This window comes from Brevibacillus sp. MER 51, assembly GCF_023714195.1.
Classification (GTDB): domain Bacteria; phylum Bacillota; class Bacilli; order Brevibacillales; family Brevibacillaceae; genus Brevibacillus.
Map to the genome: position 1 here is coordinate 34,035 of NZ_JAMAUS010000006.1, position 12,880 is coordinate 46,914.

Sequence of the window (12,880 nt, forward strand, 5' to 3'; positions counted from 1 at the left end):
CACCATTTGGAAATAAAAGTAAGACAATGTCGCTTGGCGTGAACAAATGTTGCAATGGGTGTTGCAACATTTTGTTGCGTTATCTTGCAATGTCACCATTCGAGTGATGCATGGAGTGGAACGGATGGAAGACTTTTATCCGGTCAGGGTGCATGATACGGAGCTTGGCATTAATCATGCAAGTGGATAGTGCGGTATAAAGTCAAAAAATTTAGATTTTTAGGAGGGAGACCGTTGCAATACTATTCCATTGCAGTAATTCCAGGGGACGGAATCGGCCCCGAGGTCATGGAAGAAGGCCTGAAGGTGTTAGGTGCCATAGAAGAGAGTCACGGCGGCATTCGGTTTGCCCGTGATGTCATGGATTGGAACTGTAGCTACTATCTCCAACACGGCAAAATGATGCCGGAGAATGGACTCCACATTTTAAAAGACTATGATTTGATTCTGCTTGGTGCAATCGGTGCGCCCGAGGTTCCTGATCATGTCTCTGTGTGGGAGTTGATTTTGCCTATACGCCGGGCATTCCAGCAGTATGTGAACCTTCGCCCGGTCAAGCTGCTCAAAGGTCTGGAAAGCCCCCTTCGCTATAAGGGGCATGCCGATCTCGATTTCGTCGTGGTGCGGGAGAACACAGAGGGTGAGTACTCCAATATGGGCGGGCGGATGCATCAGGGTACACCGTACGAAATGGCGGTGCAAAACAACGTATTTACCCGGTATGGCACAGAGCGCATCCTCAAGTACGCTTACGCACTGGCGGAGAAACGTTCGAAAAAGAGAGTAACCGCGGCTACGAAGTCCAATGGGATCAACCATTCCATGCCGTTTTGGGATGAGATCGTCAAGGAAGTCAGTCAGGAATACCCAGGCATCCAGACCAATCTGTATCATATCGACGCACTCGCTGCCTATTTCATCACGCGACCAGAAACGTTTGACGTCGTAGTCGCGAGCAACTTGTTTGGTGACATTTTGACTGATCTCGGGGCGGCAATCGTTGGAGGTTTGGGCTTGGCTCCTTCTGCGAACATCAATCCGGAGCGCAAGTACCCATCCATGTTTGAGCCCATTCACGGCTCTGCGCCAGATATCGCGGGGAGAGGAATCGCCAATCCGATCGCACAAGTATGGAGCCTCGCTATGATGATGGATCATCTCGATCTGCCAGAGCTCAGTGCTGTCATCATGAACGCTATCGAAAACGTGTTGCAAGATGGCAAGGTGCTCACCCCTGATCTTGGGGGGACGGCGACCACAAAAGAATTGGGAGACGAAATCGTTCGCCACATCTATCAAACAACGAGATAAATAAAAGGGAGGAAGAGGACATGGAAGCGAGATCGTATGATTTGTACATCGGTGGAGAATGGGTGAAAACCGAGAGCTACATTCCCGTCCTTCACAAATACACGGGCGAGTGCATCGCGCGTATTGCCAAGGCTTGTCAGCAGCATGTAACAGAAGCGGTGGAAGCGGCGTGGGAGACGTTTAAGACGGACAAATTGACTCCTTTTCAACGATACAAAATCTTGCTGAAAGCCTCGGAGCTCATGGAGGAACGCCGGGACGAGATGGAGCGATCCTTGATTTGTGAAGTGGGCAAAACACGCAAGGACGCGATGAATGAGCTGGATCGGACGATCAATACACTGCGCTTGTCAGCAGAGGAAGCCAAGAAGATTCACGGGGAAATGATTCCGCTGCAAGCAACGGAAGGCTCGGAAAACCGGCTGGGCTTTACCATTCGGGTGCCAAAGGGAGTAATCGGTGCTATTACGCCGTTTAACTATCCCTTGCTGCTCAGCACGCACAAGATCGCGCCAGCGCTAGCCGCAGGAAATACGCTGGTCGTTAAGCCAGCTACAGTCACGCCTATCGCAACCTTTTTGTTGGTGGAGATCCTGGAGGAAGCGGGCCTGCCAAAAGGCTATGTGAATATCGTGACAGGGGCAGGCAGTCAGGTAGGGGAATGGCTGCTGGATGAAGAGCGCATCGCCATGTACACCTTTACCGGGTCAGGAGAAGTCGGTCGCCGCATCAAGGAGCGAAGTGGCATGCGTCCCGTTGCGCTGGAGCTCGGCAACAACTCTCCCAATATCGTGCACCTCGATGCAGATTTGGAGCTGGCAGCCCGTCAAACAGCCGCCCGCAGCTTTCACAATGCTGGCCAGGCGTGCATTGCTGTTCAGCGCATTTACGTGCATGAATCGGTTATGCAGGCGTTCAGCGACTTGTATATCTCGCATGTTCATCAGTTGAAGGTAGGGAACCCGGAAGACCCTGAGACGGATGTCGGACCGATGATCAGTGAAAAAGAGGCGAGCCGTACAGAGGAATGGGTACAGGAAGCGATTAGCCAAGGGGCCAGATCGCTCTTGCCTGTCAAACGGGAGGGAGCTCTCTTCTATCCGGCTGTGTTGGTGGATACAAGGCCAGAGATGAAGGTGGTTTGCCGGGAAGTGTTCGCGCCCGTTGTCACGATCATTCCGTACAGTGATCTTGAAGATGCTTTTACACAAGCCAACGATTCGGAGTACGGCTTGCAGGCGGGGATTTTTACCCGTGATTTGAACGTCGCGATGAAAGCAGCACGCGTGCTGGAGTACGGTGGCGTGGTGATCAACGACGTATCGACCTACCGCAATGACGTCATGCCGTACGGCGGAGTCAAAAACAGCGGACTGGGCAAAGAAGGTCCGCGTTACGCAGTCGAAGAGATGACGGAAGAGCGGATGGTGGTGATCAACCTATGAGCGGTCACCTTTTGCAGGGAAAAACGGCGATTGTAACAGGGGCCGCGTCAGGAATGGGCAAGGCCATTGCGATGCTTTTTGCGGCCGAGGGAGCTAACGTCATCCTGGCTGATTTGAACAAAGAGGCGGCAATAGCAGTCGCTCAAGAGCTGCCACAAGGGAAAGGTCATGCGGTGCAAACGGATGTGGCAGACGATACGAGTGTCGTTGCTCTCGTGAAGGAAACGCTCGAAGTGTACGGCTCGATTGATGTCCTGGTCAACTGCGCGGGTGTCCCCCAAGCGTTTACCCCCATTGAGGAGCTGACCTTGGAACAGTGGGATCGCATCATGTCTGTGAACACCAAGTCGATCTTTTTGACGACAAGACATGCAGTTCCTCACATGAAGGAGAAGGGGAAAGGCAGCATCATCAACATCGCTTCGATTGCCGGAATTCGCGCCCGTCCGGGACTGAATGCGTACTGCGCGTCCAAGGGGGCCGCTATCATGTTGAGCAAGGCACTGGCGATTGAGCTTGCTCCTTTTCAAATCCGGGTCAATGTCATCAATCCAGGGCCGGCAGAGACGCCAATGCTGGGTAAGTTTATCAATGGAGATGAAGCGGAAGTAGAAGCCGGGAAAAAAGATATTTTCATCAGCAGTGTTCCGTTAGGCATGTTGATTCAGCCGGAGGATATCGCGCAGGCGGCTCTCTATTTGGCTTCTGATCTATCCAAAATTGTCACGGGCGAGGTCATGAATGTAGACGGTGGAAGAGGGATCTAAACAAAAGAATTAACAGGGGGTACTATCGAATGTTTCGGAAGAAGGGGAGCTTTGTGTTAGCGAGCATCATGTCAGTGTCTTTATTTCTGGCGGCGTGTGGAGGAGGCGGCGGTCAACAGACTGCTCCACCTGCGGGACAAGCCGGGGGGACAGAAGCACCGAAAAGTGACGGCCAAAGCTATGTATTCAAAGCAGGGCATTCACTTACGGAGGATCATCCATACCATTTGGCATTGAAAAAAATGGCCGAGGATGTCGACAAGCGCTCGAACGGAAAAGTGAAAATCGAGGTGTATCCGCTGAGCCAGCTAGGAGCGGAGCGTGAATTGACAGAGGCGCTGACCTTTGGAACGGCGGATATGTCGATTACTTCGACTGCGCCTGTGATGAACTTCCACCCAAAGCTGGGCGTACTGGATCTTCCATTCTTGTTTGAGAGCCGTGAGCAGGCGTACAAGGTACTCGACGGACAAGTCGGGCAGGACCTGCTCAAGGATTTGGAAAACGCCAATCTGGTCGGGCTGGCATGGGCTGAAAACGGCTTCCGCCATATTACAAACGGCTCGAAGGTGATCAAGAAGCCGGAGGACGTGGCAGGGTTGAAGATACGCACGCAGGAAAACCCGATTCATCTGGCTGCATTCGAAGCATTGGGAGCGAAGCCGACTCCGATGGCTTGGACAGAGGCGCTGACAGCGCTGCAACAAGGAGTCGTCGATGCCCAGGAAAATCCGGCGATTGTCGCGCAGACCTACAAGTTGTATGAATCCAAGCAAACGCAAATGGCCTTGACCGGGCATGTCTACTCAGCGGCAATGATCTTGTTCAGCAAGCCTGTATGGGATAAGCTCCCGGCAGATGTCCAGCAACTTCTTGCCGAGGAAGCCAAAAAAGCGGGACAGTACGAGCGTGAGTTGATGATCAAGATGGAAGAAGAGGCCATTTCCACTATTAAAGGAAAAGGTGTAGTCATTACCGAGGATGTGGATAAGCAAGCTTTCCGCGATGCAATGAAGCCTGTCTATGACAAGTTTTCCGGGCAGTTCGGCAAAGAGCTGGTGGATCAAATTGTAAATACAAAATAAACGGCAGAAGGGAGACGAGCCACTCTGGCTTTTCTCCCCTTTTTCCTGCGAAAGGAGATTGTGTGTGGGCAACCTTGTTTCCAAAATAAACAGCATCCTTCGTTTTTTCATCATTGCCCTGCTGGCTATTATGGTGATCGCTGTCTTTCTGCAGGTGCTTTTCCGTTTTTTGCTCGACCAGCCCTTGGCCTGGACGGAGGAATTGGCTCGGTATTTGCTGATTTGGATCACGTTTCTGGGATCAGCGTACGCGATGTCGATCAAAGCACACATCGGTACGGAATACATTCAAAAGTACTTGTCGCCTCGGATGAACAAGGTGGTGCTGGTTATTGCCGCTTTGTGTAGTCTGGTCTTCTTTCTCGTCATGGTTCAGCAAGGCTACTTGTTATCTGCGAGAAGCATGACACAAACCTCACCCACTCTGCTCGTTCCCATGGGCTATGTATACATGGTGATTCCGATCAGCGGTGCCTTACTCATCATGAACGTGATCCATGTGACGTGGAAAGACATTACCGGGAAGGAGTGACCAGATTGTGGGTACGATTTTGTTTGTAACACTGTTGGTGCTCCTGATCCTGAATGTACCGATTGGGGTGGCACTGGGGTTATCTGTCGTTGTGGTGTTTATGCTGGAGGGGAACATCCCTCTTCTGGTTGTCATACAAAAAATGTTTAACGGGACCGATTCCTTCCCATTGATGGCGATTCCGTTCTTTCTCTTGGCAGGAAAGCTGATGGAAACAGGCGGAATCTCGGCTAGGCTGATCCGTTTTGCAAATACGATTGTCGGGAACCTGCCTGGGGGATTGGCAATCGTGGCGGTGATGGGTTGTACTTTTTTTGCAGCGATATCGGGTTCTTCGGCCGCGACAACGGCAGCCGTAGGGGGAATTTTGATCCCGCACATGGTCAAAAAAGGGTATAATGTCCGGTTTTCTGCGGCCTTGCATGCAACAGGCGGAACGATCGGTGTCATGATTCCTCCGAGTGTGCCGATGGTTTTATACGGGGTAGCAGCGAGTGCCTCGATTAGCGACTTATTTATTGCAGGGATCGGGCCAGGTATTCTCGTAGCGATCTCACTAATTCTGTACTCGTATTGGATCAGTAAGAAAAATGGCTGGGGTGGCGGAGAGAAGCATACACCCAAAGAGATATGGGAGGCATTCAAGGACGCCATTTTGGCGATTCTCATGCCGATTATTATTCTTGGTGGTATATACGGAGCCATCTTTACTCCGACAGAAGCAGCAGTGGTAGCCGTGATATACGGTCTGGTTGTCGGGCTTTTCGTCTACCGGGAGATCAAGTGGAGGGACTTGGGGGAAATATTGGCGGGCTCTGCCAGCATGACAGCGGTCATCATGCTTATTATCGCGACCGCCAATGCATTTGGCTATCTGATGACGAGGGAAAACATCCCGCAAGAAATTGCGCAATTCATGCTGGGGATTACCGACAGCACGATCATTACGTTGCTCATTATTAACATCTTGCTGCTCATTTTGGGGACGTTTATGGAAACGGCGGTTACGATCATTCTCCTGACCCCGATCCTTTTGCCGATCACGAATTCTTTGGGCATTGATCCGGTGCTATTTGGGGTGATCATGGTCGTCAACTCCGCCATCGGTATGTTGACGCCGCCGGTTGGGATCAATTTGTTGGTAGCAGGAAATATTGCGAAACTCCAGAATACGGAGATTGAGCGAGCGGTGATCCCGTTTTTGGTCATCATGATCGTCGATTTGATGCTCATCACCTATATTCCTGAAATTAGCTTATTCCTTGTTAACTTGGGCAAGTAACGGAGGGGGAACCAACGTGGATTACAAGCAAGTGTTAGTGGGATTACTGGGGGAAGAACGAGTATCGACCAACCCCACTGTACTGGAGCACCACAGCCATGATGAATCGTATCATACCCCGCATCTTCCAGATGTAGTCGTGTTTCCGCAGACGGCCGAGGAAGTCAGTCAAATCATGAAGCTGGCCAATGAAAAGCGCATTGCGGTAACGCCGTTTGGCATGGGGAGCAGTCTGGAAGGCCACGCGATTCCATATGCGGGCGGAATCAGCATGGATTTTTCCTTGATGAACCAAGTGCGGGAGGTGCGACCGAAGGATTTTCTCGTGAGAGTCCAGCCCGGTGTCACGCGCACTCAGCTCAATAAAGAATTGAAAAAGCACGGATTGTTTTTCTCCGTCGATCCTGGCGCGGACGCGACTTTGGGTGGGATGGCTGCTACAAACGCCAGCGGAACAACCTCTGTTCGCTATGGTGTGATGCGTGATCAGGTGCGCGATCTGGAAGTGGTGACGGCAGACGGTCGTATCATCCGTACAGGGAGCATGACAGCCAAATCCTCCTCAGGCTACCATCTTACGGGGCTGTTTGTCGGGTCGGAAGGAACACTTGGTGTATTTACAGAGCTGACCTTGCGTGTTTACGGCATCCCTGAGGCGACAACGGCTGCGCGTGCCAGCTTCCCTTCTGTTCAGGATGCTGTCGATACCGTCGTAGATATTCTCGGCGCGGGTATTCAGGTGGCGAGAATCGAGCTGGTTGATGAACGTTCCATCCAACAAGTGAATCTGTACAAAGAAACGAGCTACCCGGAAGCACCGACGCTGTTTATCGAGTTCCATGGCAGTGAACAAGGGCTCGCGTATGATATCGACTTTGCGAAGAGCATCGCCAATGGACATGGCTGCACGCAGTTTCTTTTTGAAACCGATTCGAAGGCGCGGACGCAGCTCTGGGACGCTCGTCATAACCTGGCGTATGCCTTCCTGCACAAATCCCCCGGGAAAAAGCTGATGGTAACAGATGTTTGCTTGCCGATTTCCGAGCTGGCAGGAGCTGTTGTTGACGCCCGGCAAGCCATTGATCGCGCTGGGCTGGATGGAGCGATTGCAGGGCATGTCGGGGATGGGAACTATCACGCTATCCTGATGATCGACCTGAATGACCCCGAAGAAGTGGCGCGTGCCGAGGGAGTAAATGCCCATCTGGTGGAGTACGCATTGAGTCGGGGAGGAACCTGCACAGGCGAACATGGTGTGGGGGTGGGGAAAATCAAATACCAGCGCAAGGAACACGGAGAAGCACTGGACGTCATGCAAGCTATGAAGCAAGTGATGGACCCAAACGGTATTTTGAATCCGGGGAAAATTTTCGGTAAATAACAGAGGGCCTGCATTCTGAACGTTTGTCGGAATGTGGGCTTTTTCTTTTGCGTAATGTGTCGAAGAGGAGAGGAGAAAGGATGATTATGCAGAATGTAGAAGATTGGTAACTGGTGCATTACATTCTGGTGTGGCAGGGAGGCAAAAATGAAGTCTATTGTTGAAATTGCCAAGATTGCAGGTATCGAAGAACAGCATTTGGAGCTATACGGAAAATATAAAGCCAAACTATCAGATGAGCTATGGGAGCAAGTGAAGGATCGCCCTGATGGCAAACTGATTCTTGTTACAGCGATGAACCCTAACCCGGCGGGAGCAGGTAAGACACTCACGACGATTGGTTTGTCACAAGCATTAAATCATCTGGGGAAGAAAACAATGGCAGCGCTTCGCGAGCCGTCCTTGGGTCCTTGCATGGGGATCAAAGGAGGCGCAACTGGAAGCGGCCAAGCACAAATTCTCCCGGCTGACGAAATTAACCTGCATTTTACAGGGGACATTCATGCGATTACAGCTGCACATAACTTGTTGGCAGCGATGATCGACAATCATATTTTCCACGGTAATCCGCGTGGGCTCAATCCAAAGAAAATCGTCTGGAAACGAGCCATGGACATGAATGACCGTGCACTGCGTAACATCGTGGTTGGTCTGGGTGACGGCAACGGGATGACGCGTGAAGATGGCTTCATGATTACAACTGCTTCGGAAATCATGGCAATCTTATGCCTGAGTGAGAATCTGGCGGACTTGCGCGAGCGATTGAACCAGATCATTATTGGCTATGATTTCGATGATCAGCCTGTACGGGCAGAGGAAATCAACGCGGTCGATGCGATGTGCGTTCTCTTGAAGGAAGCCATCAAGCCCAATCTCGTACAGACAATCGAAGGAACTCCGGTCATCATTCACGGAGGACCTTTTGCCAATATCGCTCATGGGTGCAGCAGCGTGATCGGAACCAAGATGGCTTTGAAGCTGGCAGATTACGTTGTAACAGAGGCTGGCTTTGGTGCCGACCTGGGGGCTGAGAAGTTTTTTGACATCAAATGCAGAAAAGCAGGTCTGACTCCATCGGCTGCTGTCGTGGTCATTACAGTTCGCTCGTTGAAATACAACGGCGGGGTAAAAGTACCTGATCTGGCAGAGGAGAACTTGTCTGCTCTGGAAAAAGGCTTCGAAAACGTCAAGCGCCATCTGGAAAACCTGCAAAAGTTCGGTGTGCCAGCAGTGGTGGCGATCAATCATTTTGCGACAGATACCCAGGCAGAGGTGGATGCCGTCATTGCGCTGTGCCAAGCGGCCGGAGCCGAAGCGGCGCTGTCCAAAGTATGGGCAGAAGGCGGAGCAGGTGGTGTCGAGCTTGCTGAAAAAGTGGCTCGTGCAGCAGAGCGGCCTTCATCCTTCCGATTCTTGTATGAAGATAACCTCAGCATAAAAGACAAGATTGAGACAGTCGTAAAAGAAGTATACCGTGGATCAGGGGTTGTCTTTTCGCCGCTGGCATTAAAAACGATCCAAAAGGTAGAAGAAATGGGCATGTCCCATCTGCCTGTGTGCATGGCGAAAACCCCGTACTCCTTTACGGATCGCGCTGATCTGCTGGGAGCACCTGTTGACTTCACGATCCAAGTGAGTGAAGTGCGCATATCAGCAGGAGCTGGTTTTATTGTGGCACTGACTGGTAGCTTGGTTACCATGCCAGGCCTCCCGAAAAAGCCGGCTGCTGAATCGTTATATGTAGACGTGGATGGCCAAGTGATCGGATTAAGCTAGTCAAAAAGTTTGACAAAAAGCTGACAACTGTAAAAGGTTGTCAGCTTTTTTTGTATTTTTGAGGTTTATTATCGGAAAGTTATGGGAAAAGAAAGGTGAGATTGAAAAATGTGAACTTAATTGAAAAACAACAAGGAATGACAAAGGCAAACTTGCTGAAAGGCAGGGACGCAAAGCCACGGGTCTAAGGTCGAGAGTCAAGTGACTTTCGCAGCTAGGACAGCCGGGTTGCCATACCGTAGTCATGATGGGCTGTCGGTGGGCAGTCTTTTTTTTGTTGAAAAAAGAGAAGGGAGAAGGGATTCGGTATGAAAAATAGTTTGAAGAATAAGCTAATTATCGTTTTGTGCCTGCTGTTGTTGATAAGTTTGGGTACGGTTTGCGGTGCAAGCTATTGGAGTGCTTCCAATCTTTTGGCAGACAGTCTGGACAAAGAAGCTGAGTTGTCAGCTAACAATCTCTCGATTCGTATCGATGGTTTCTTTAAAGAAAAAATTGAAATTGTAAGAGCAGTGGGAGGGTTGATGTCGGCTGATCAAAATGCCGAGTATGACCTGAAACTCATTCAAGAGGCCCAAAAGAAAAACCCCGAGTTTGAGACGTTCTTCTTTTCGCATGATTTAAGCGGAAAGAATGTGATCAATTTCAAGGGTGAAGTGACTGATATCTCGGATCGTCCGCACATTAAGGAAGCCAGCAAAGGGGAAGGAAAGGTTGTTGTCTCAGAGCCAGTTGTTTCGAAGCGCACAGGGAATAACATCGTGACCCTTGTCGTTCCGTTGATGAAGGACAATCGTCAATACGGTTATATCGGTTCTACGATTCCTATCAATGAGATCCAAAAAAAGGTGTCCGAAGAGAAATTTGGTCAATCAGGCTACGCCTTTTTAGTAAGCAAAACAGGAACATTTATTTATCATCCGAACAGCGAGTTCATTCTGAAGGAATCGATTCTCAATATGGGTATTCTTGAACTTCAGACTGGCTTTGAAGACATCAAGCAAGGGAAGCATGGAATTGCCCAATATAATTACGAGAATACAGAGCGATTTGCTTCGTATGCTCCTACCAATTTGAACTGGGGTATATACATCACTGCACCCGTAGCAGAGCTGCATGCCCCTGTCGATCAACTGTCAGTCCGATTGATGGTTATTTCCCTCATCGTATTGGCAATTGGGGTTGTCCTCGTTTATTTCTTGGCTGTACGCATGGTGAAACCAATTGAGCGTCTGAATCACGCCGTAAATGTAGTGGCGCAGGGCAACTTGAAAGAGACCGTAACGGTTGACGGAAAAGACGAGATTGCGGTTCTGTCCCGTGACTTTAACCAGACGGTATCGCACTTGAAAAATTTGATTGAAGACGTATCACTGTCGTCTGATCAAGTACAGCGTTTTAGTCAGGAAGTATCTGAAGGTATTAAGCAGGCGACAGAAAACATCAACCAAATCGGCTTGTCTATTGCACAGATTTCTGAGGGAGCAGAGGCGCAGGCAGCCAGCTCGCAGGAAGTCGCATTGTCGATGACTGACATGGCAGCAGGCATCGTGAAAATCGCGGAGACGTCTGCACATGTTTCTGAGGCTGCCCAGATAGCAACAGAGCAGGCAGAACAAGGAACTGCTGTGGTAGAGCAGGCAGTTCTCCAGATGGGAAGCATTGGCGAGGGAACATCGAAGGCGACAGTAGCCATTGAACAGCTCAACAATCGCTCCAAAGAAATCGAAGGCATTCTCGATACGATCAGTCAATTGACCTCACAAATTAATTTGCTTGCCTTGAACGCTTCGATTGAGGCGGCACGTGCAGGCGAGCATGGACGTGGGTTTGCTGTAGTTGCGGGTGAAGTAAAAAAACTGGCGAACCAATCCGAGGAATCCGCATCCAAAATCGCGATGCTGATCGGGGAAATCCAACAGGATACTCGTCACGCAGTAGAGGTCATGACAGCGGGCAACCAAAACGCACAGCAAGGTATTCAACTGGTCGAAGAGGTTCGCGAAATCTTTGGGCATATTTTGGAATCTTCCCGGAACGTTGCTGCGCACATTTTGGAAGTATCCGCCGCGTCAGAACAAATGTCAGCAGGTTCCCAACAAGTGAGTGCTTCTGTAGATGAAATGCATAACATTGCAAAACATGCTTCACTCGACGCGCAAACAGTGGCAAAGGCAACCGAAGAGCAGCTTCAAGCCATCCAGGAAATTGGCCAGTCTGTCGAGCATTTGAATGCAGTGGCAGAAGAATTACAGCAAGGAATCGGTAGGTTTACTGTATAAGAAGCAGCTCTACAGGTTGTAAGTCCTCTTCTTTGAAAGGGGGGATGCCATTAGGGGATGATGGAGTTTGTTTCTACTAACTAAATTCATTACCGTTTAACAGGAGGAGAACCCAGATGAAAAAATTCACAAAAACAATCTTGGCGAGCACACTCGCTGCAACTATGCTCATGACATCAGGAACAGGTGCTTTTGCCGCAACAGCGGTTAAGCCTGTCCAAACCGTAGCTGCTGAAGCTGCTAAAAAACCGCAAGCGAAGAAGTTTGAGTCTCGCTTGGACGAAATCATTGCGAGAGGCTATATCCTCGTAGGTACTCCAGGTGACTACAAACCGTTTACATATTTGAATCCGAAAACAAACCAATTCGAAGGTTACGATATCGATGCGATGAAAGAATTCGCAAAAAGCCTGGGAGTAGAGGCGCGTTTTGTTCAAACATCCTGGCCGACACTGATGGACGATCTGTTGGCAAATAAATTCGATATTGCTGTCGGAGGCGTTACCCGCAACACAGACCGCCAGAAAAAAGCACACATGAGCGATCCTTATATTATGTTCGGTAAAGCTCCGCTCATCCGTGCAGAAGACAAGGACAAGTACAAAAGTGTAGCAGACATCAATAAACCAGAGGTGCGCATTGGTGTGAATCCAGGGGGCACCAACGAAAAATTCGTTCGTGAGCACCTGACAAAAGCAACTGTGACTGTTGAACAAAACAACCTCGACATTCCTGGTCTGGTAGCAAGCGGTAAGTACGATGTGATGATCACGGATACGCTGGAAGCGCTTGTATATTCCAAAGCAGACTCCCGCCTGTATGCCGCTCTGACTGACAATCCATTCACCAAGAGTGAAAAAGCGTACATGATTCACCGCGGAGACACAATCTTCGCTAACTACTTGGATCTTTGGATGGACGAAATGAAACTGCAAGGGAAGTTTGATGAGCTTTACAACAAATGGGTAAAATAATTCGATAACAGACAAGCAGCCTGATTCTGGGCTGCTTTGTTATTT

Annotated in this window: 10 protein-coding genes and 1 riboswitch; all 10 genes read left to right on the forward strand. The window is 49.9% G+C overall.

Features of this window, described 5'->3' with window-relative positions:
* Positions 1-234: 234 nt before the first annotated feature.
* The 10 genes from M3630_RS14280 (at position 235) to M3630_RS14325 (ending at position 12,835) form a co-directional block, all read left to right on the forward strand.
* The gene (locus M3630_RS14280) at positions 235-1,311 is read left to right on the forward strand and encodes a tartrate dehydrogenase (protein WP_285860587.1); all 1,077 of its coding nucleotides are present in this window, start codon (positions 235-237) and stop codon (positions 1,309-1,311) included.
* Positions 1,312-1,331: 20 nt separating this feature from the next.
* Entirely contained in the window at positions 1,332-2,756 is a 1,425-nt protein-coding gene (locus M3630_RS14285; RefSeq protein ID WP_251252526.1) for an aldehyde dehydrogenase family protein, read from the forward strand.
* Positions 2,753-3,523 carry an SDR family oxidoreductase gene (locus M3630_RS14290; protein ID WP_173610312.1) on the forward strand — a complete coding sequence of 257 codons (771 nt, stop codon included), beginning with the start codon at positions 2,753-2,755 and terminating at the stop codon, positions 3,521-3,523. Before M3630_RS14285 ends, M3630_RS14290 begins: the two co-directional genes overlap by 4 nt.
* Positions 3,524-3,552: 29 nt before the next feature.
* Positions 3,553-4,608, forward strand: a complete 1,056-nt coding sequence (locus M3630_RS14295) for a TRAP transporter substrate-binding protein (RefSeq protein WP_173610313.1) — start codon at positions 3,553-3,555, stop codon at positions 4,606-4,608.
* A 64-nt stretch (positions 4,609-4,672) separates the two neighbouring features.
* The gene (locus tag M3630_RS14300; protein WP_048035245.1) at positions 4,673-5,140 is read left to right on the forward strand and encodes a TRAP transporter small permease; all 468 of its coding nucleotides are present in this window, start codon (positions 4,673-4,675) and stop codon (positions 5,138-5,140) included.
* Positions 5,141-5,147: 7 nt separating this feature from the next.
* Positions 5,148-6,422, forward strand: a complete 1,275-nt coding sequence (locus tag M3630_RS14305; protein WP_251252527.1) for a TRAP transporter large permease — start codon at positions 5,148-5,150, stop codon at positions 6,420-6,422.
* 16 nt (positions 6,423-6,438) lie between these two features.
* On the forward strand, positions 6,439-7,803 hold the full coding sequence (locus M3630_RS14310) for an FAD-binding oxidoreductase (RefSeq protein ID WP_251252528.1): 1,365 nt from the start codon (positions 6,439-6,441) through the stop codon (positions 7,801-7,803).
* Between the two features lie 147 nt (positions 7,804-7,950).
* Positions 7,951-9,579: a formate--tetrahydrofolate ligase gene (locus tag M3630_RS14315; protein WP_251252529.1), complete on the forward strand. Its 1,629-nt coding sequence runs from the start codon at positions 7,951-7,953 to the stop codon at positions 9,577-9,579.
* Positions 9,580-9,714: 135 nt separating this feature from the next.
* Positions 9,715-9,815: riboswitch (cyclic di-GMP riboswitch) on the forward strand.
* A 72-nt stretch (positions 9,816-9,887) separates the two neighbouring features.
* The gene (locus M3630_RS14320) at positions 9,888-11,861 is read left to right on the forward strand and encodes a methyl-accepting chemotaxis protein (RefSeq protein WP_173610318.1); all 1,974 of its coding nucleotides are present in this window, start codon (positions 9,888-9,890) and stop codon (positions 11,859-11,861) included.
* Positions 11,862-11,977: 116 nt separating this feature from the next.
* Positions 11,978-12,835: a transporter substrate-binding domain-containing protein gene (locus M3630_RS14325; RefSeq protein WP_173610319.1), complete on the forward strand. Its 858-nt coding sequence runs from the start codon at positions 11,978-11,980 to the stop codon at positions 12,833-12,835.
* Positions 12,836-12,880: the final 45 nt, after the last annotated feature.